The following is an 18,759-nucleotide window of genomic DNA, read 5'->3' as shown; positions in this document are numbered from 1 at the left end:
TCAGTGCATTGTAAGCGATATTATGATGCTAAAAATCCTTTTCCCGCTGGTATTCGTCGCCGGGCTGTGGTTCCTGATCCGCAGTATCGGCAGGATCATTGAAATTTACGGAGGCAAGAAAGTAAGCCTGCCACTGGACCGCCCGCTTCCGGATTTTCAGCTCTCCGAACCCGGAGCGTACGAAATCGCCTATCGCCGCCCGGCCATGCTGGGCATTATGCCTACCAAAGTGCTGTACAGGCTAACCTCTCTGTCCGATGGAAAGCATTTCGAAGCAACGAACGTTGTTAACCACCTCGGATCGCGAAAAGACATGACCGGCAGCCGCATCGTGCCGGTAGCGGAATTCAGCATTACGGAAACCGGCACTTACCGTTTAATCGTTGAACAACTTCCGGAAATCAAAAAGGGAGATGGTTTGATTATCATGAAGAAAACCGGTTCAAAAGGCTTCCTGATGATATTTGCCATCCTCGCTTCCGCGATAGCCACCATTGGCGGATTGGTACTGAGCATTCTCGCGTTTTTAGGTAAAATATAAAAAAGACCGGCATTACTACCGGTCCGTTATCTGCTAAACTGCTGCTTCGACAATCTTCTTCATTTTTGTAAGACTCGTCTTCGCCACCTCCAACGCATCCTGCGCCCAATAATCCTTGTTAAACACTTCAAACGACAGGATAATAGGCATATCAGGGTTTTTAAGGCTTTGAATCACATTTTTCCAGGGGGCAATACCGTCACCCACATACACGCGGTCCGCGTCCGTGATCTGCTCGCGCGGGGGTGTTTTGGGATAATCGTTGACGTGGAAAATTTCGATCAATGGCTTCCCTACATCTTTAATGGCATCCATTCCCGAGCCGCCTTTGTGTAAATGGTAAACATCCATGAGCAAGCGCGCCGAAGGATGCCCCGATTCGACGGCCACATACAATATCTCTCCTACCCGGCTGAGATTTTTGGAAAAACCCCAGAGTTCCAGATGCGGAACGACGCCGGTTTTGTCCCCGAGTTCGAGGATTGCACGGTAGCGCTCGGCTACGCGGGCAAGATCGAGGGAGGCGCCTGTGGTAGCGCCCATGGGTGGGGCGGCTACGCGCGGGCATCCTATTGCCGCCAATTGCTCCATTTCGCCTTTCAACTGGTCCAATGCCTTGGCGCGCGCGGTTTCATCGTCCACGATCCAGGTCGCGAATCCGATTGCGTCCTCCACTTTCAATCCGAGGTCGCCGATGATGCGTTTGGCCTCCTGCAAGGTACCTCCGCCTTTGAGGTAGTCCTGCAAAGTACTGATCCAGATTTCCACCGAGCCATAACCAGCCTTCGCAGCTACTTCCAGCTCCTTGCGAAAGCCGAGCTTCTGGCCGCGCAGGGTACTCATATTGAGCGAATAAATAAATGGCTGAACTTTGGGTTTGGCGGCTTCGGCGGGAACAATGCCTGCTGCACTCACGGCAGCGATCGAGGATAATGCTTCTCGGCGGTTCATTAATATGTCCTGAATGGTTAACTGATTTAACTGTAAAGCCGCTTCCCGGAATTTTTTACCTCAAATCGATGTAAATTGATTGTTTACAACCCGCATCAAACCTCCCATGGAATCAGATAACTATATCATACCCGCGCAGACGAAGATCGGCCACGTCCATCTTAAAGTTGCCGACCTCGACCGCGCCGTCGATTTCTACTGCGGCCTGCTCGGCTTTGAAATCACGACTCGCTACGGCTCCCAGGCGGTGTTCATTTCCGCCGGCGGCTACCACCACCACATTGGTTTGAACACCTGGTACAGCAAAGGCGCACCTCCGGCCCAGCCCCAGGGCGTAGGCCTGTTCCACACGGCGATCCTCTACCCGACCCGGAAAGACCTGGCCGTTGCATTAAACCGTCTTTTGAAAGCCAACTACCCGCTCACAGGTGCCAGCGACCACGGCGTTTCGGAAGCATTATACCTGAACGACCCCGACGGCAACGGCGTCGAGCTCTATTGGGACCGCCCGCAGGATCAATGGGAATACTTGCCGGACGGGTCTATTGAAATGTATACCAGAAGTCTGAATATCCCCGGGTTGCTGAGCGAGTTGAGTAAATAAGCAGCTAGAAAATATCCAAATGTATTAATATGGCCAGTTCGACAGCCTTCATTTTCGAGCTGTCTAACTGGCCTATTTTATTGCCTATTCTGGACTTATCAATCGTCCGGATCTGATTCGCCTTAACCTTGGATTCATTGCGCAGGCCGCCTTCATTTGCTTCGAGCGGAACTTCGAAAGGATAAATTTTAGCTGTGCTGGAAGTAACCGGCAACACTGTTACAGTGGAACCGTACTGGTTGTTAATATCATTGGAAACAATCAGCACCGGCCGCGTTTTGGCTATCTCGCTGCCCATCACGGGATCGAGCTTAGCCCAGAAGATTTCCCCTTTCTGCATTACAGATTTTCCAAATCAGCGTGTCGAAAATCATGTGTAATGGAAAGGTCCTCCTCCCGTGTGGCCTGGTAACCCTCTTTCAAAAGTTCTGCGAGCGAATTACGTCGCTCACGGGCTATTTTCTCTTCGATAGCCTCTTTTGTAAACCCTGCCTCTCCTTTTTGAAGCGAATGGATGAAATTGACGTCGGTGTCGGAAAGCTCTATTTTTACCGTCTTCATGTGTGTCGTTTTTTCAAATATAACATTTATCGAAGCCCGATCCAACAGTCTCCTTCCTAGTACTTCATCAGCAACGTCAGCAGCTTCCGGTCTAGCTTGTGCCCGTGCCAGTCCTCATACGCGACATCCTCGCGCCGCGAATCGAGTACGCCGAAATCTCCGGCGAATTCCCATAGCGAGAAACCGATGCCGTTGGATGAAAGAATGTCCAGTACGTCGTTGAACCAGGCCAGGAAAACGTCGTGGGGCGTTTTGTTCCAGCAACCGCACTCGCCGCAATGCACGCCTACGCCCTTGTTGACGAGCTCGATCCAGGGTTTATAGAATTTTTCAAGCATCGCGCGGCTGAGGTATTGATCTCCTACCTGCCCCGGCCATTTGGGTTCGGGCGCATTGTCGGGGTCCTTCATGGCCCAGGGTGCTTTGTAATGCGAGATAATACCCGGATGGTAACCGCGGCAGCTTTGGGCAATGTCGAGGTCGGCGAGCTCGGGGATGACGGATGTGCCTACGTCGTTGCCGTCGGCGATGATCAAATGCCCCGGATTTTCCTTTCTGATCGCCTCCGATGCCGCAATCGCAACTTTCCGGTAAACGTCGCCTGGCACCGAAGACCGTTTGGAATGCTGGTCGTTCATATCGGCTCTCATACTCGGCTCGTTGAGCAGATCGAAGCTGATGCGCTTCGACGAGGTTTGCTTGTGTCTTTTGGCCCACATATTCCAGTGGAAACAGAATGCGTCGAGCGCCTTCTGATCGGTCCAGAGATTATACGGTTCATTGAAACCCGCATTCACACAATACCCCGGCGCGCGGTGGAGGTTCAGGCTCACGTGGATGTTGTGCTTGTGCGCCGCGGCCACGAGCTTATCGATGCGGTCGACAGCCTGCTCGTCGATCTGGTAAACTTCTTCGGGCGTGATGTTGCGGCTGCGGTCGAATTTGACATAGGCCGGATAGGCCATCGGGATGCGCACGAAGTCGAAACCCCAGTCGGCCATCCATTTGATTTGTTCCTCGGTAGTGGCCTTGCGGCCCTTTGCCGGATCGGGCGAGAAGAAATCGAGGAGATTGAAGCCTTTCCATTTGGGAAGCTTGTTCTGCGCAACCTGGCGAGGGTCTGACACAGCAAAGCCGGGGGCTAATGCGCCTCCGGCTACTGCTATGGATGTATTTTTAATGAATGTCCTGCGATGCATGGCGTTCGGAAGTTATTCGTGGTAACTTCCTACTAAACACAGACGAACGGCGGTTTTACTGCTATTTTTCTCCCGAACGACTAATCCCCGTTCTGATAAAGCCGTTCTGATTACGGTAGTTGTACAACAATTCAAACTTCTTGTTACCCAACTCTTTCAGGTATTTGGCTTTCAATTTCTGATGAAGATCGGCGGATTGTTTTGCCCCATTCACCACCAGTTCCTCGTCTGACAGTTTGTATGACAGGTTATCTTTATCTTTCACAATTCCTTCGCGGGTTAGCTCTTCGATAACGCCATCCTGGATTTTAATATAAGCCTCTCTTTCCTTCTCGGCAATCTTGCGCTGTTCTTCGGCCTTCTCCCGCTGAACCTCCGCGTGCCCCCGCTGAACTTCCGCCTCCTTGCGCTGCTTTTCCGCATCCAGGCGCATTTTGTCCGCCTCTTTCCGCATATCCTCGGCTGCCTCTCGCTGCTTTTCCGCATCCAAACGCATTTTGGCGGCCTGATCGCGGTTTGCATTGGTATTCAGCCGTAACTGCTCCGCATGTTCCCGTTGTTTTTCAGCATCCAGCCGCATGGCACTGGCTAGTTCGCGCTGCTTTTCTGCATCACGGCGTTGCTCCTCGGCCATTTTCCGCATTTCCTGGGCTTCCTCGCGCTGTTTCTCCGCCAGTTCACGTTGCTTTTCCGCTTGCTTGCGTTGTATCTCCGCTTGCTCACGCTGTTTCTCAGCCAGTTCATGCTGGACTTTGATTTCCTCCATGATCTTATCGATCTCGGGCTGATATTTGGCGTAATCGCTACCTGCTATTTCCTGGTCATCGATAAAAAGCGAGATAATCCTGCCGTTGCGCTTCACAATTTCGTATTGCTTGTTGTTACGCGTCACATTATACGTACTGACCCCTTCCTGCGCCGAGTAGATGTTGGCGGAATGTACCTGCATCTCCCCTGTTTTTAGTTTCTTCCTGGGAAGCGTATCTGCTTCGGAGATCGGGCCAGCGTGTTCTTTTGGTGATGTGATTTTTTCAATCGGATCGTTTGCTGTCACTACCGGCAATGATTGCTGCTTTACCGGTTTCTCCGGTGCAGTTGCTGCCGACAGCGCAATCGCCGCCGCCAGACTGAATGTTACAAATAGTTTTTCCATGGCATCAAGTGGTTTATTATTGTTATTAACAATGCGTTTGATCCTGTCCAGCAAATGGTTGCGCTTTTTGGAAAAAGCCACTTCAAAAACCGGCCGCGACTGGTTGTACTCCTGGAACGAGACGAGCGCGTGAATGAACGAGGTTTTGTTCTGCATTACACTGATAGCCAGATCGTCGCAGCAATGTTCGCGTTCCTCGCGGATCAGTTTGGAAATCCACCACACTGCCGGATTGAAGAAGAAGACATTCTCGCAGAATATCTGCACGAGGTTGATCAGGTAATCACGGCGGCGGATGTGGGCCAGTTCGTGCAGTAAAATAGCTTCTACCTGCGCTGCGGGAAGATTGGCCAGCATACCGAGCGGCACCAGCACGACCGGCTTCAAAAATCCGATCACCATCGGCACCGTTACCTGCTCCGATTCATGAAGTGCTACTTCCTGCCCGATCCGCATCCTTCCGGCGAGCTCGCAAAACCGGACTATCCACTTCATTTCCGGCATTGAAACCTGCTGCGCGACCTTTCTCAGATAGAGTAACCCGCTCACTGCCAGCAATGATTTTACCGCAAAAACAAGGAACCAGCCAGCTACGATCACCTGGGCATGTTCACTGAAAAAGGCCATTATCCGAATCATCCAATCGGTTTCCGCCACCTCAATCGCCGCATGACCCGCATTTTGAAAAGCGGTCTGCACCATCCATTCCTGGGAAAAAACCAGTACCGAAGCCGACATCTCACCAATATCCCGCATCGTCAGATTGAATGTCAGTACCGTCCCGGAAACGAACAGTAGTAGCACCAATGCAAGCATATTGTAGCGGAATGCGGGCCTGCTCCTGCGGGTACAAAGTAAAATGATCCCGGCTGCGATAGCAGCCACAAGGCCCTGCCAGAGCGAATGCATCAGTGTCAGGCAAAGTGCGCGGACCCACTCATGGGCTGTCGGCTGGTCAATGATATTCCAATTCATGGCTAACGGATTGAAACGGTTTAATGATTACTGATCCAGTTTTTTCAGGAAATCCTTGATCTCGCTGAGCTCCTCAGAAGAGGTATTTTTGTTGCCAAAAAGCTGCATGACCAGGCTCGACGCCGAACCTCTGTACATCGAATCCACAAAGCGTTCCAGCAGTGCCGATTTCGTTTTGTCCTCCGGCTCCGCGGGGCTGTAAATGTGCTTCATACTACTCTCATCGCGGATCACGATGCCCTTCTCAGCCATGATCTGCATAAGTTTCAATGTCGAAGAATACTGCACCGCGCGCTTTTCTTCATTGAGTTTATCATTCACAAACCGGACGGTCGACGGACCGTATTCCCAAAGCACTTGCAGTATTTCCAGTTCTGATTTTGTAGGTTCCATCGGTATGTTATTCAATCACTTTTCAAAGGTAGGAAAAATTTCGTACGAAAAAATTTTTAGCCAAAAATTTTCTACCAATAACTAATTGAGATCGCCGCAGGTTCATCGCATTTGGCTGGCGCTCGCGTTCAAGCAACTTTTGCTTTGCAATTGCAGCTAACCAGGGTTTCAATTTAAACACATACTATATGAGATAAGAAAAGAACACGTAGCCTTCGAAGATTCTAATTCAAAAATTAACATTTAATCAAGATCATTTTATGAAAAAAATATTTCTATCTATTGCGCTTGCAATCACCGGCCTCGTGGCTCAGGCACAGAATACAGGGGCAAAACCAGCTCCGCAAGGATTTTGCCAGCCTATCAACAAACAAATGTCTCATGCGGGGATTGGTGGACTGGTGAGTAAATGCCCGGGTACCGATGCAGACCTGTCCATAATCCTACCTTCATTCCACTCAAAACCTAGCCCTGGTTACATGCAATTACCGGTTGGTTGGAAGTATGTATTTTTTACAAATAATACACACACCGGACAGCCAATCCCTTCACTTAAAGTGGGCGTCGGCAAATATTACCTGTTTGGTTATAATCCTGCCACGGGCTGCTACAATACTGATTTATCTACGGTGTCTGTCGATGTTTATTGTTGCAACGTCCCTAACGCTAGCGTCCCGCTTTTGACTGACAACGCGCAGATTCCTTGCAACGCTTCCACAATTCCGAATCTGAATGCATATCTCGCTCCTTACAACTTGCCTCCCGATGTCAAAGTTACCTGGTCTAAATATCCAACCGCTGGAGTTCAAGGAATGAATATGAAGCCAGACGAGGTAAGCCCTCTAAATGCACCTCCGGGAAAATACTACGCATTTTTCGAATCCACCTCCGGTGGCCTGTGTTACTACCAGAATGCATCCAATATCGGAACACCGCTTACCATTACGAAGTTAAATTGTGCAACTGACGCACAACTTGTTCCCGAAAACTCCGACCTCTGGATCAACAAGGTAGAATTTGATAACAACGCACAGTTTACTTTGTTCCCCAACCCTGTTTCCGATGAGTTGAGCTTTAAGAATTCAGAGAGCCTGAAAAACATTGTGAAGACGACGCTTTACAATAACCAGGGAACGGAAGTGTATCAGTCTGGTGCGGATCCTTTGCAGAAGATCAATGTGAAGCATTTGCCAACCGGTGTATATGTGCTCAAAGTTGTTGAAAAAAGCAACAAGGCTTCAAATCACCGCATTCTGATCGCGAGATAGGCATAAGCCTGATTTTGTTAAACAAAAAGAGGTTTCTACGGTCAGGTCAAACTGCCATAGAAACCTCTTTTTCAATGAATATAAATTACGCGCCCAGCGCCTTACGCGCAAATTCCACGCATTTCGCAGTTTCCTTCAACGGGTCGGAACCTGCCGGGATCTCGTATTCCAACTCGATCGTCGCCGGGAATTTGTATTTCTTCGCACGCATTGTTTCGAGTACGGCCACGATCGGCGTGTCGCCCTGGCCCCAGACTACGTTTGCACCGCCGTGTTCCTTGTTTTTGCGATCCTTCACGTGCATGCTCACGATGTGATCGTGCTTTGCTTCCAGCAGCGGGAATGGATCGAATCCTGCCGCTACATAATGCCCCATATCGAAGTTCATTGCATTGTATTTCGACTGGCTCAATGCAGTGTCCCACCACGTCGGCGTTTGCTGCGTGTGGCCGTGGTAGCCGCAATAGACCTTGTTTTTAGCCGCAATATCACCGAGGCGCTTCGTTTGCGCGGGGTCGTTGGGCAACTCTACATTCGCCTGGTTCGCGCCCAGCGCTTTCGCTGCGCGGAAGGCGTAATCCACTTCGGCATCGGTACTGTTCGCGTTCAATGCATTGGGTTTGAAACCGTAAATGCTCACACCGGCATCATTGTACATTTTGCGCAGCTGCACAAATTTGTCCATCGACACTTTTGCACGCCATTCGGCCATTTTAGTGGCATATTCCTTCTGAACCGCCTTTTGCTCGTCCGTCATTTCCGGGCGTTTGCCATCCGGGCCAGGTGCCAGGTTCGGGCGTGGCGGTGCTTCCGGCGCGCCTGCGAACGACTCGCCGGTGGGGCCCATGAGCTCGATTGCGCTGATATTGGTTTCAATACAGTATTTCAAAATGTCCTCGGCGCTGCCGGGAAGGCTCCGCCACGAATAGGTAATGGCGCCTACCTGCACGCCATTGAAAAGCGAATTCGGTTTGCCGAGTCTCTTAATATAAGCCGGTGCGCCGAAAATAGGCGTACGCGCCATCACAAAGCCCGCAGCCGCCAGGGCCGAAGCGCCCAGAAAACGGCGTCTTGAAATGTCCAGGTCTTCCATAAAGTCAGGTTGGTTGTTTGAATATGGGTTAGTAGTACCGTCCGACATACTTGTTTTCAACGATCAGCTTCTTCATTTTCGCGGGGTCGATCGGCCCTTGCTGCGAATAGACGATCTTGCCGCCCGGTTCTACAAGTATGGTATACGGTAAAGCGCCCTGCCATTTCGAATCTACCGCTTCGATGAGCTTGTATTTGTCTTCGATATTGAAAATGTAGTTTTTATTGGATGCAAATTTGCCTCGCAGGAATTTCAGCGCCTTGTCCTTCTTGTCGGGATTGTCCGCGCTGATCGAAATAAATTCAAAGTCGCGGCGGCGGTACATGTGGTGCATGACCATAAAATCGGGGAACTCCGTGACGCAAGGCCCGCACCAGGTTGCCCACACATTAATGAGCCGCAATTTGTCCGACTTATTTTGGATTAATTCTTTCAAACCTGCCTCATCGATAGTTTCCAGCGTCACCGGCTCTTTGGCCCAGGCCGTTTGCTCTTTTTTTACATTATCTTCTTTCGCAGCCCATTTCATCGAGCAGCCAAAAGTCTTTGTAGCGGGTGCCGGAACGGGTTTGCCCGCCAGCAATGCTTCAATAGCGTTACGGGCGTCAATGTTTTTGGGCGTCCCGGTCGGTTTTTCTACGTCGTCGATCCGGCCGTTGTATTGGAGCTTCCGGGCTTTGTCAAAAATAAAAATATGAGGAGTAGCCACCGGGCCATATGCCAACGCGATCTTCTGGTCATCGCCATCGTAGAGATAAGGAAAATTATAGGCCATATCCTTCGCCCTGAGCTTCATTTCATCGTACGTATCGCTCATGTCGGTATAACCCAATTCATCGAGCAATATCGCTTTCGGGTCATTGGAGGAAATAGCGACAACCGCGACCTTTTTGGCCTTATAATCCGAAGTCAGCTTTTTGATCCGCTCCTCGTACGCCTGCGCGGTCGGGCAATGGTTGCAGGTGAACACGATCGCGAGAATATCTGCGCCGGCAAAGCTTTTGAGCGAATACCGCTTGCCATCAACACCCAGCAGGTTGAAGTCCGGAGCCTGGGCACCTGTTTTCAAAGTCTCGGGCTGGTCGGCGGCAAATAAATGCAATGCATTGACGACCAATGCGAAAACAAAAATCAGTTTATGAAATGCGCGCATATTTCTGGTTTTTGGTTGAGTTATGAATTTAAACCAAAAGCGGGCGCGGTACAACAAAATACTGGTTTTGTTCTATCTGATTTTGCTCACTAAAAAGGGAGGAAGGGGCCATCCTCCTTCCTCCCTTTCTCCCTTCTAACTATTTATCCCACCAAATCCGCGTCGTGAACAAATCTGCTCCTTGCTTACTCACCGCAGCGGCGTACGCCTCGCGGTTCAGACTGGCTTCGGATTCGGGGTAACGCAACCGCCTCGGAATAGCGCCGCCTGTTTCATTACCTGCATAATTGGTCGGTGTAAGCGCGGGGTAGCCGGTTCGCCGCCAATTGGCATATACCTCGATATTGTTCATGAAATGCGATGCCCAGAATTGCGTATGGATCTGCTTCATACCGGCCTCCAATGTGGTGGCATTGTACGGGTTCGCGGTCAGGTAGGCCTGTATCTGTGCGGGCGTGACGGTCACATTACCCGGGTACAAGGTTTGTGATTCCATGGAGGCCTTCACGGCATTATCGTAATACGTTTTCACGTCGCCGGTCGTCCATTTGCGCAATGCGGCCTCGGCGAGCAGGAGCGATACTTCCGAATAGGCCTGGAAGATGCTCGGGGCTGCCAGCGCGGCGATGGTGTTGATATTGATCTCCGAATACTCGGCTTGCATATTGTCGGTCCAGTTCGGGATCAGGTCTTTGATGGTGGTATAATCATACCCACCGGGGAGGCCTTTCTGTGCCTCCGGCGCGCTGGTTTGCGGCAGTTTGGCGGGATCGGCATTACCCTGCCATAATGTGGAATAGAAAGGAAGCCGCGGGTCCCTGGTGGTTTTGAGGTAGTCGATAAAGGTCTTGTTCAGTTTGGAATAACCCTTACCCTGTGCCGACGGTGGTACTCCTTCCCCACCCTGCAAGAGATAGCTGTTCACGTTCCAGTTGTTGGCCGAGCCGCCGGTGTGGTTCAGCTTCGCGATATCGGCATTGCTTTCCATCACGCCGCCTGCAATGGCTTTTTTTACCCAGGTTTCAGCCATCGCGATGTCCACTTTGGTCAACCGCATGCCCAGCCGCAGCATGAGCGAATACGCGAATTTCTTCCAATTCACAGCATCGCCGCCATACAGAAAATCCGCGCCGCCGAATGAAGCTTTTGAAGCGTCCAGGGCTTTGGCGCTTGTTTCCAGATCGCCCAGCATCGAAGCGTAAATCTGGTCCTGCGTATCATATTCCGGCTTATACACCGATTCAATGTAACCCAAACCCGCCTGCGAATACGGGATATCGCCGTACATATCCGTCACGCGATGGAGGATAAATACCCGCCAGATGCGTGCGATGTGGTACATATTGCTCATTTCCGGCTTGTCTTTCAGGAGCGCGATGATCTGCGCGGTCTCTTTCAATTCGCTGCTGTATGCCGTTTCGAACAGGCCTTTGTTATAATCCTGCTTGTAAAGATATTTGTCGCCTGTCCATTGCCAGGCGTTCAGGGAAGCGAAGTATTGTACGAAGCAGCCCGACAGTTTGTCGTTGGCATACAGCGTGTTATTATCGCCGTCACCCGCTGTTTTAATAATACTGTTCGAGAAAAGGCTTCCGATCACCGGCTCGGTGTAGGCATTCGGGTTGGTATTCATTTCCTCGAAACCATTGTCGCAGGCGGTCAGGCTCATAGCGCCCGCCAGCAGGGCAGTAAATGCTTTCAGGCTGATATTTTTATAGCTCATAAGTCAAGGTCAAAATTGGTCGTTCAAATACACATTCCACTATTTATCAGAACCTTACCATCAGGTTCAAACCAAAACTGCGCGTAGGCGGCACCCCGAAATTTTCCAAGCCTTGTCCATTCCCATTGCTATAATTCGATTCGGGATCGACGTTTTTGACCTGACTATAAATAAGCAGCAGGTTACGCGCCACGAACGAGAGGCTGGCCGACTGAAACGGCGTTTTTGCGACAATACGTTGCGGCAAAGAATAGCCAAATGTCAGTTGGCGGAGTTTAACAAAGCCGGCGTCGGACACAAACTGGTCGGTGATCGAGAATGCAATGCCCTGGTAGTAGTTCTGCGCGGGGATGGTTTTGGTAAATGGCGCCCCTTCCTGGTCCACGCCGGAAACTGTCACACCGGTTTCGCGGACGTTGTTCTCGACCGTGCGTTTGTGCAAGCCGTAGTTGGTCGCATATGCATTGGTAGAAGTGTACATTTTCGATCCGAACTTACCGTCGAGCAAGAAGCCCAGTGAGAAGGTTTTGTACCGGAATGTGTTGGTTAAGCCGAGGGTCAAAGGCGGCACACCGCGACCCAGTGCGGTGAATGCACCTTGCAAAGGCAGTCCGCTGTCACGATTGTAAACCACACTACCATTCGCATCGGTTTTGGCGCGGTAGCCCGAGATCATCCCGAACGGCTGGCCTTCAAAATGGTAAATAAAGCCATTCTGCGTACGTGCGATCGCGCCGGGGAGCGCAAGGCTTGTGAGACCGTCCGCGATTTTGACCACCGTATTTTTATTATAAGCCATATTAAAACTTACATCCCAGCCGAAACCATTCACGGATTTCACCGGCGAACCCGTCAGCAACAGCTCGATCCCGCGGTTTTGAACCTTACCGACATTCAGAGAGACATTGGTATAACTGGTTGAAAACGGGACCGTTGCACGCACAATATCATCGGTAGTAGTGCGGTCATAAACCGTAAGGTCCACGCCCAGCCGGTTTCCGAAAAGCTTGGTTTCTACACCTAACTCGGTAGTCGTCGAGGTGTAGGGTTTCAGTTTCTCATTGGGAATAGTACCACCATTGATATTCATCAGCGGCTGGCCCAAATGCGACTGCGGCGGTGCGGCATAGGCCAATGTCAGTCCGTAAGGATCGGGCGCGCCGCCACCCACTTTGGCCCAGGAAGTGCGCAGCTTGCCGTAATCCAGCCAGGAAGGTTTGTTTTTGAAACCATCCGAAAACACGTAACTCAAACCCACCGACGGGTAAAACAGCGTGTTATTGTCCATGGAAAGTGTCGAAAACCAGTCCTGGCGGCCGGTGAGCGTCAGGTAGAGCAGGTTACTGAACCCAATATCCGCCGAACCGAACAGCGAGTTAATACCAAATTCGCGGTCGACTTCGGTATACGACTGGCTGCTGCCATTGGTAATGAAGTAGCTAAAAGGCACATTGAAACGCCCGCTGGTCGCGTTGACGCCGTTGACATTGTTATACATTTTATTCCCGCCCACCATCGCATTCACCGAAAAACGGCCGAATTCCTTATTGAAGCCCAGAATAGCCTCCGCATTGGTTTCATAAGTCGTCAGTCGGCGGGTCGACATCTCGCCCTGCGTGTTGTAAGCGGTTCCGGTCGGCGTTATGTCCACGCCCCGGATCGAAAACTGGTCGATCCCCAGCCTCCCGCGCACGTACAGGTGCTCGGAAAAGTTGTAACGCGTACTGAACGAGCCGATTACCCGCCGCTTGTCATCCTCGTTCTGTACCTTATTTACAGCAAAATACGGGTTCATGACATACACGTAATCGTTCCAGAGCTGTTCGTAACCACGGTCGTCGTAACCCGGCGATAGCGTACGGATATCGAGGTTCGTTGCCGCCAGCTGAACCGACGCATTCGGGTTTTTGGTAAAATCCGCTACATAGGTCCTGTTTTTCACATTCTCGATATTGTACTGCACATTACCCTCGAAAACCACCTTTTTGGCCAATGTGGATGAAGCGCTGAGGTTAAATGTCTTGCGGTTGACCGACGAATTCGGCACCACGCCTTTGTTATCCATATTGGAAGCCGAAAAACGGAAATTGGTCGTTTCGTTTCCGCCGTTGACCGCCAGCGTGTTGCTGAATGTGCTTCCCGTATCGTAAAAGTTCTTGATATTCTTTTTCTGGGCTACATAGGACCTCGATTGTCCGTCCGGCTGCATCACCATCGAGCCGTCGAGTTTGGCGCCCCATGAAGTACGACCATAGGAAATGGCCTCCGCCTGCGAGGTAGGCGCCACCCCGCGCGACCCCGAGCCGAATTGGTATTGCCAGTCGGAAAATGTAAGCGGCCGTTCGAAAGTATAATTGGAGTTGAACTCGACGCCAAGCCCTTTCTGCCCCTTGCCTGATTTAGTGGTAATCAAAATAACCCCGTTAGAGGCGCGCGAGCCGTAAAGTGCCGCGGCGGTACCGCCTTTGAGCACTGAAATGCTTTCGATATCGTCCGGGTTGATACTTAATAATCCATCCCCCTTGTCGGTTCCTCCGTAAGTTCCGGGTGTGCCCTGGTTGGCATTGTTAATGGGAATACCATTCACGACATATAGCGGCTGGTTATCACCGCTGAGCGAACCGTTACCACGAATGATCACGCGGCTCGAACCGGCAGCACCGTTGGCCGTGCTCGTCGCATTCACACCCGCGATTTTTCCCGACAATGCATTACCCAGATTGGCCTCCCTCGCCTGCGTGAACTCGCTGCCTTTTACCTCGGTTACCGCGTAAGTCAATGCTTTTTTGTCTTTGGCGATCCCCAATGCCGTCACGACTACCTCATTCAACGACTTGGCCTCCGGGGCCATTTTGATGGAAATATCGCTCTGAGCACCTACCGAAAGCTCCTGCGCAATGTAACCTACGAAGCTGAAAATCAGCACTGCGTTATCATTGAGCACTTCCAAAGCAAACTTGCCGTCGGCATTCGTGGTGGTACCGGTCTGCGTGCCTTTCACGAGAATACTCACGCCGGGCAGCGGATCGCCTTTTTCGTCCGACACAGAGCCTGTCAACTTGCGGATCACCGATTTGATGTCCGGCGCCTGCACAGGCTCTACCGGCTTGCGATGGAGCAAAATGTGCGAATCCACCACCTCGTAACTTACGCTCAGCGGCGTCAGCAGCTCGTCGAGTACTTTGGAAAGCCGGCTGTTCACCGCATTCACCGACACGCGCTGGCGCGCATTGATGCTGTTTCCACTGTAAATGAATTTGATGCTCGTTTGCTTCTCGATGCGGGCAAGGACGGTTTTGACCTCCGCCGACTGCACCGAAAGTGACACTTCCTGCCGCAGAATTTCCTGCGCCCGTGTTTCGGCCGCAAATGACAACCCGCAGAAAAGCGCCGAACAAAGCAGCTGTACGACAGTTATTTGCATAGCACGAATCAATAACCGTTTGACGGATATAGTTTTTTGCATAATTTTAAAATGTTTTTGATTTGTAAGAGACTCAGAAACAAGGGCATCCGATCCGGGATTGGCGTTTCGGGCGGATGTTGTCAGGGCCAGTAATGTTCGCAGCATTATTGGCTTTTTTTGTGGGTCAGGGTTTTGGCATAGGCGCTCGGTGGGGTCAGGTGTGGTCAGGAATTGTCGGGTGTGGTTAGGTGTGGTCAGGTTTTGTCAGGTGTCGTCAGGTGTGGTCGGGTTTTGTCAGGTGTGGTCAGGTTTTGTCAAATGTGGTTGGGGATTGGTTATTTTGGGCAGCCTTCACCGTTGACGAAGAAGGTCGTTCCGCGCAGTTCATAGCTTGCATTCACTGATTTACAGATGAAACGCAACTGGGTATGTAGTGGCAATCCGGTAATGTCGCCCGTGAACGTGCAGTTGTTCAGAGTGGGGTTTTCGACTACTATTTCGACGTCGTAGGCTTTTTGCAATGCATTCAAAACCGTTTGCAAAGGCGATTCCTCAAATGCAAATTCGCGCACCTGCACCGTCGACTCCACCATCACCGGTGCGGACACCAACTCGGGAACCAGTTTTTTCGCTTCCTTATCGAATGTAATTTTCTGGTTTGGCCGTAGCACCACCCCATTCCGGTTTTGCGGCGATTTTTCCTGATTTTCGTAAACAGAAACCTTCCCGCTCAGCACCTGCACCTCGATCGTCCGCGCATTCCCGAACGACGTCACCTTGAAACTCGTCCCGAGCACCTGCGTCACCAGTTCGCCGGAATACACGAAAAATGGTCGTGAAGTATCGCGTTTGATATTGAAAACGGCCTCGCCTTCCAGTTCCACCTGGCGGTTCTTGGGGTCGAAATGGCGGGGGTAACGCAGTGTGCTTTCCCTGGCAAGTACGATTACAGAGCCATCTTCCAACGTCAGCGAGCGCTCCCGGCCACTGGTGTTTTTAACTATCAAAAAATCATCGGATTCCTGTGTTACCACCTTAACAGGCTCTGATTGTTGAACCAATTGGCTTTTGGAAGTCGTGAAAATACCCGGCCTGAGCACATATAATGCGGCTGTCAGCAACACCGCGGCCGCAATGCCCATTCCGATCCGCATCACCGGGGTATTCCAGCTTCGCGCCGGCAATGCATTCCGGCGTATTTTCTTCCAGATTTTCTGCTCCGTAGCCCTCAATTCCGCGCCTGTGAGCGGCTCCGGCGCGTGGGCATGCACGCGATCCGCCCATTCGAGCACCTGCTGTTCCTCCTCGGGACTGCACGTTCCGGCCAGGTATTTTTGTAATAATATGTCGAACTCGTGTTGATTCATGTTGATGTGGTTTCCAGGCTAATGATCCGAATTGTAAACCCTGAGCTGATCTTTCAGGACTTTGAGCGACTGCGTGATATGGTACTCGACGCCCTTCTCCGACAAGCTCAGCTGTTCGGCAATATCCTTCACCGACCGGTTCTCGAACCGGCTTAGCCTGAACACCTCGCACGTTTTTTCGGGCAGTTTTTTCATCACCTCGTCCACCGCACGCGAGAGGTCCTCAAAACGGACGATCTCCTCAGTGCCATACGACTGACGTATCTCATTCAAAATCAGATACTCCTGATATTTTCGCTGGGTGATGCAGGATTTGATATAATTGGTAATGCGGTGCTTCATAGAAACCACCAGGTAGGCCTTCAAATGGCGGATAAGCGAATCCTCGCGCTTAAACCAGAGGTTTTCGAATACATCCTGCACCAGTTCCTCGGCCTCCTCGCGCGTGCCGGTCTCCTGAAACGCAATACCGAACAGCCGGTACCAATACCGGGCATAGATCTCCTCGAAAGCGCGGGCATTGCTCTGTTGAAGCAAATCTACCAGCTGTTCGTCGGTAAAGCGTTGATACATGGGTTTAGGAATAACATTGCGCATATATAGGCAACTAACCCCGGAAAAACCCTAGACAGTTTTGTAAAAAATTTTGAGAAATTTTTTAATGGGAGAATTTTGTATTGCGGTTTGAGTATTGCGCGAGAAATTTTCGACTAGAATTGATAAGTTCTAGAATCATACAGAACCAATAGTTCCAATGATCCTGGCAAATTGGCTCATGGATAGAATGAGCGTACTATTGTACCTTTTCAGGTCTAGAAGGTCTTTGTCTCCTGTTATTAGAAAATCCGCGGAGCAGCAATCACAAATACCGAGAAGGTAATTATCGTTCAGATCTCGTGCAATAGATGGAAAACTGGGGCAATCAACCTTTCGTGCATGCGAAAGCGCGAGTCCTACCAGCCGTCGCACATGACTCATTGCATTATACTTGCTTTCGTCTTTCATTTCGATACGCATCGATTTCCTGTTGAATTTCATCTTCGGATATCGGAACGTCGGGCAGTAAGGCATCAAGTTCTTCAAAAAGCTCGTCCGCCATTTGCATCTGTATTTTTCGCGCAACCACCAGCTTTTCTTCTTTGCTAAGCGTTTCAAAGCCTTCAATTACTTCATACTGATTCATAGCTTCCTCGATTTCGTGATAGTCAAATTTAACTTTTCCAACCAATCTTTAAAAATCCGATTTTCAAACGGTTGAGTATATGGCAAACTTTTTTAAAGTTCCTAAACCTGCTGACACAAGGCTGTCACAGCCCGAGTTTAGATTTGTATTAACTCACACCAAAACCCAAAGACAAGCATGGCCAACGCAACATCACTCAGAGGATTCGCTACTTTGAATTTCTATGCAGCCGATCTGGATGCCGCAAAAAGCTGGTATTCAGAAGTATTCGAAATGCAACCTTATTTCGAAAAACAGGGCTATATCGAGTTCCGTGTCGGTGATTATGAGCATGAAATCGGTATCATAGATGCCAGATGGGCTCCGTCGGGGGCTGCCGGCGCACCCGCGGGAGCGATCGTTTACTGGCACGTGGACGATGTAGAAGGCGCGTACAACAGGCTACTCGAACTGGGTGCCACTAGTTATCAGCCGGTAACTACGCGGGGCGAAGGTTTCGTGACGGCGTCGGTGGTGGACCCGTTCGGCAACATTTTGGGTGTAATGTTTAACAAGCATTATCTGTCGATCATCCATGGAAACTAAAAACGGCATCGAAGCAATCCCAGCGCCGAGCAATAAGGAATGGCGCTCATGGCTGGCGGAAAACGGCAAGAAAAGAGACGCCGTTTTTCTGATCATTTACCACAAAGACAGCCCAACGCCCAGCATCGGCTACAAAGAATCGATCGAGCACGCATTGTGCTACGGCTGGATCGACAGCAAAGCCATGAAGCGCGACGAGGAAAGTTTTTACCTCACCTTCACCAAGCGCAACCCGAAAAGTAAATGGAGCACCGTGAACAAGGAACGCGCCGCTCGGATGATCGCAGCGGGCCTGATGCGCGCCGAAGGCCGGAAGATGATCGACCTCGCGAAGGAAACCGGCGCGTGGGACGCCCTCGAAACAGCAGGTAATGCCGTGATTCCCGACGACCTGCAAAAGGCATTCGATGCTAATGCAAAGGCTTTCGAGCATTTCGAAAAATTTCCGCCATCGTCCAAAAGGCTCATTCTGGAATGGATTTTGAATGCCAAAAGGCCGGAAACGCGCGAAAAACGCATTACCCAGTCGGTAGAAATGGCCGCGCGCAACGAGCGCGCCAACCACCCGCGGTGAGCGTACGTCATGACGGCACAGAGCAGAGCC

18 protein-coding genes are annotated in these 18,759 nt (G+C 50.8%); 5 read left to right on the top strand and 13 right to left on the bottom strand.

Features of this window, described 5'->3' with window-relative positions:
- Window positions 1-22: 22 nt before the first annotated feature.
- A complete protein-coding gene (locus BMW93_RS17645) occupies window positions 23-541 on the top strand; it encodes a hypothetical protein (protein ID WP_090379070.1) in 519 nt (172 codons plus the stop codon).
- Between the two features lie 33 nt (window positions 542-574).
- Here the strand turns inward: BMW93_RS17645 and BMW93_RS17640 are convergent, their stop codons facing one another.
- A complete protein-coding gene (locus BMW93_RS17640) occupies window positions 575-1,492 on the bottom strand; it encodes a sugar phosphate isomerase/epimerase (RefSeq protein ID WP_090379067.1) in 918 nt (305 codons plus the stop codon).
- Between the two features lie 106 nt (window positions 1,493-1,598).
- On the opposite strand from BMW93_RS17640, the gene BMW93_RS17635 reads away from it, so the two are divergent.
- Window positions 1,599-2,096: a VOC family protein gene (locus tag BMW93_RS17635; RefSeq protein ID WP_090379065.1), complete on the top strand. Its 498-nt coding sequence runs from the start codon at window positions 1,599-1,601 to the stop codon at window positions 2,094-2,096.
- A gap of 4 nt (window positions 2,097-2,100) precedes the next feature.
- Here BMW93_RS17635 and BMW93_RS17630 read toward each other — a convergent pair whose 3' ends face one another.
- The 5 genes from BMW93_RS17630 to BMW93_RS17610 all read right to left on the bottom strand — a co-directional run bounded on the left by BMW93_RS17630 (window position 2,101) and on the right by BMW93_RS17610 (window position 6,377).
- On the bottom strand, window positions 2,101-2,436 hold the full coding sequence (locus BMW93_RS17630; RefSeq protein WP_090379061.1) for a type II toxin-antitoxin system PemK/MazF family toxin: 336 nt from the start codon (window positions 2,434-2,436) through the stop codon (window positions 2,101-2,103).
- Window positions 2,436-2,657: a hypothetical protein gene (locus BMW93_RS17625; protein WP_090379057.1), complete on the bottom strand. Its 222-nt coding sequence runs from the start codon at window positions 2,655-2,657 to the stop codon at window positions 2,436-2,438. Before BMW93_RS17625 ends, BMW93_RS17630 begins: the two co-directional genes overlap by 1 nt.
- A gap of 56 nt (window positions 2,658-2,713) precedes the next feature.
- Complete coding sequence (locus BMW93_RS17620) at window positions 2,714-3,856, bottom strand: glycoside hydrolase family 5 protein (protein WP_090379054.1); 1,143 nt, start codon at window positions 3,854-3,856, stop codon at window positions 2,714-2,716.
- A 61-nt stretch (window positions 3,857-3,917) separates the two neighbouring features.
- On the bottom strand, window positions 3,918-5,984 hold the full coding sequence (locus BMW93_RS17615) for a M56 family metallopeptidase (RefSeq protein WP_090379051.1): 2,067 nt from the start codon (window positions 5,982-5,984) through the stop codon (window positions 3,918-3,920).
- A gap of 27 nt (window positions 5,985-6,011) precedes the next feature.
- Entirely contained in the window at window positions 6,012-6,377 is a 366-nt protein-coding gene (locus BMW93_RS17610) for a BlaI/MecI/CopY family transcriptional regulator (protein WP_090379048.1), read from the bottom strand.
- Between the two features lie 260 nt (window positions 6,378-6,637).
- Here BMW93_RS17610 and BMW93_RS17605 point away from each other — a divergent pair, with 260 nt between their 5' ends.
- Entirely contained in the window at window positions 6,638-7,645 is a 1,008-nt protein-coding gene (locus BMW93_RS17605) for a T9SS type A sorting domain-containing protein (RefSeq protein WP_090379045.1), read from the top strand.
- Window positions 7,646-7,730: 85 nt separating this feature from the next.
- Here the strand turns inward: BMW93_RS17605 and BMW93_RS17600 are convergent, their stop codons facing one another.
- From BMW93_RS17600 to BMW93_RS17570, 7 genes are all read right to left on the bottom strand, one after another.
- Window positions 7,731-8,738, bottom strand: a complete 1,008-nt coding sequence (locus BMW93_RS17600; RefSeq protein ID WP_090379837.1) for a sugar phosphate isomerase/epimerase — start codon at window positions 8,736-8,738, stop codon at window positions 7,731-7,733.
- Window positions 8,739-8,766: 28 nt separating this feature from the next.
- Entirely contained in the window at window positions 8,767-9,891 is a 1,125-nt protein-coding gene (locus BMW93_RS17595) for a redoxin domain-containing protein (protein WP_090379044.1), read from the bottom strand.
- 139 nt (window positions 9,892-10,030) lie between these two features.
- The gene (locus BMW93_RS17590; protein ID WP_090379042.1) at window positions 10,031-11,614 is read right to left on the bottom strand and encodes a SusD/RagB family nutrient-binding outer membrane lipoprotein; all 1,584 of its coding nucleotides are present in this window, start codon (window positions 11,612-11,614) and stop codon (window positions 10,031-10,033) included.
- Between the two features lie 46 nt (window positions 11,615-11,660).
- Window positions 11,661-15,080, bottom strand: coding sequence for a SusC/RagA family TonB-linked outer membrane protein (locus BMW93_RS17585; RefSeq protein ID WP_090379039.1), 3,420 nt, complete (start codon window positions 15,078-15,080; stop codon window positions 11,661-11,663).
- A 275-nt stretch (window positions 15,081-15,355) separates the two neighbouring features.
- Complete coding sequence (locus BMW93_RS17580; protein ID WP_090379036.1) at window positions 15,356-16,387, bottom strand: FecR family protein; 1,032 nt, start codon at window positions 16,385-16,387, stop codon at window positions 15,356-15,358.
- 18 nt (window positions 16,388-16,405) lie between these two features.
- Window positions 16,406-16,960, bottom strand: a complete 555-nt coding sequence (locus tag BMW93_RS17575; protein ID WP_229240549.1) for a sigma-70 family RNA polymerase sigma factor — start codon at window positions 16,958-16,960, stop codon at window positions 16,406-16,408.
- A gap of 409 nt (window positions 16,961-17,369) precedes the next feature.
- On the bottom strand, window positions 17,370-17,570 hold the full coding sequence (locus BMW93_RS17570; protein ID WP_143061671.1) for a hypothetical protein: 201 nt from the start codon (window positions 17,568-17,570) through the stop codon (window positions 17,370-17,372).
- 177 nt (window positions 17,571-17,747) lie between these two features.
- On the opposite strand from BMW93_RS17570, the gene BMW93_RS17565 reads away from it, so the two are divergent.
- Both BMW93_RS17565 and BMW93_RS17560 read left to right on the top strand, forming a co-directional pair.
- Window positions 17,748-18,155 (top strand): VOC family protein, encoded by a 408-nt coding sequence (locus tag BMW93_RS17565; protein ID WP_090379026.1) that lies wholly within the window; start codon window positions 17,748-17,750, stop codon window positions 18,153-18,155.
- A complete protein-coding gene (locus BMW93_RS17560) occupies window positions 18,145-18,729 on the top strand; it encodes a YdeI family protein (protein WP_090379023.1) in 585 nt (194 codons plus the stop codon). The genes BMW93_RS17565 and BMW93_RS17560 overlap by 11 nt, the downstream gene beginning before the upstream one ends.
- The last annotated feature ends 30 nt before the right edge of the window (window positions 18,730-18,759 follow it).

It is taken from the genome of Dyadobacter sp. SG02 (assembly GCF_900109045.1).
GTDB lineage: Bacteria > Bacteroidota > Bacteroidia > Cytophagales > Spirosomataceae > Dyadobacter.
The sequence above is the reverse complement of the archived record's forward strand: the minus strand, read 5'-3'. Positions and strand labels throughout refer to the sequence as shown.

Bases quoted from the DNA above. Each gene is read 5' to 3' on its own strand.
- BMW93_RS17600 (WP_090379837.1), bottom strand. From the start codon at position 8,738: ATGGAAGACCTGGACATTTCAAGACGCCGTTTTCTGGGCGCTTCGGCC.
- BMW93_RS17630 (WP_090379061.1), bottom strand. From the start codon at position 2,436: ATGCAGAAAGGGGAAATCTTCTGGGCTAAGCTCGATCCCGTGATGGGC.
- BMW93_RS17580 (WP_090379036.1), bottom strand. From the start codon at position 16,387: ATGAATCAACACGAGTTCGACATATTATTACAAAAATACCTGGCCGGA.
- BMW93_RS17570 (WP_143061671.1), bottom strand. From the start codon at position 17,570: ATGAATCAGTATGAAGTAATTGAAGGCTTTGAAACGCTTAGCAAAGAA.
- BMW93_RS17585 (WP_090379039.1), bottom strand. From the start codon at position 15,080: ATGCAAAAAACTATATCCGTCAAACGGTTATTGATTCGTGCTATGCAA.
- BMW93_RS17625 (WP_090379057.1), bottom strand. From the start codon at position 2,657: ATGAAGACGGTAAAAATAGAGCTTTCCGACACCGACGTCAATTTCATC.
- BMW93_RS17595 (WP_090379044.1), bottom strand. From the start codon at position 9,891: ATGCGCGCATTTCATAAACTGATTTTTGTTTTCGCATTGGTCGTCAAT.
- BMW93_RS17645 (WP_090379070.1), top strand. From the start codon at position 23: ATGATGCTAAAAATCCTTTTCCCGCTGGTATTCGTCGCCGGGCTGTGG.
- BMW93_RS17610 (WP_090379048.1), bottom strand. From the start codon at position 6,377: ATGGAACCTACAAAATCAGAACTGGAAATACTGCAAGTGCTTTGGGAA.
- BMW93_RS17605 (WP_090379045.1), top strand. From the start codon at position 6,638: ATGAAAAAAATATTTCTATCTATTGCGCTTGCAATCACCGGCCTCGTG.
- BMW93_RS17635 (WP_090379065.1), top strand. From the start codon at position 1,599: ATGGAATCAGATAACTATATCATACCCGCGCAGACGAAGATCGGCCAC.
- BMW93_RS17590 (WP_090379042.1), bottom strand. From the start codon at position 11,614: ATGAGCTATAAAAATATCAGCCTGAAAGCATTTACTGCCCTGCTGGCG.
- BMW93_RS17615 (WP_090379051.1), bottom strand. From the start codon at position 5,984: ATGAATTGGAATATCATTGACCAGCCGACAGCCCATGAGTGGGTCCGC.
- BMW93_RS17560 (WP_090379023.1), top strand. From the start codon at position 18,145: ATGGAAACTAAAAACGGCATCGAAGCAATCCCAGCGCCGAGCAATAAG.
- BMW93_RS17620 (WP_090379054.1), bottom strand. From the start codon at position 3,856: ATGCATCGCAGGACATTCATTAAAAATACATCCATAGCAGTAGCCGGA.
- BMW93_RS17575 (WP_229240549.1), bottom strand. From the start codon at position 16,960: ATGTATCAACGCTTTACCGACGAACAGCTGGTAGATTTGCTTCAACAG.
- BMW93_RS17640 (WP_090379067.1), bottom strand. From the start codon at position 1,492: ATGAACCGCCGAGAAGCATTATCCTCGATCGCTGCCGTGAGTGCAGCA.
- BMW93_RS17565 (WP_090379026.1), top strand. From the start codon at position 17,748: ATGGCCAACGCAACATCACTCAGAGGATTCGCTACTTTGAATTTCTAT.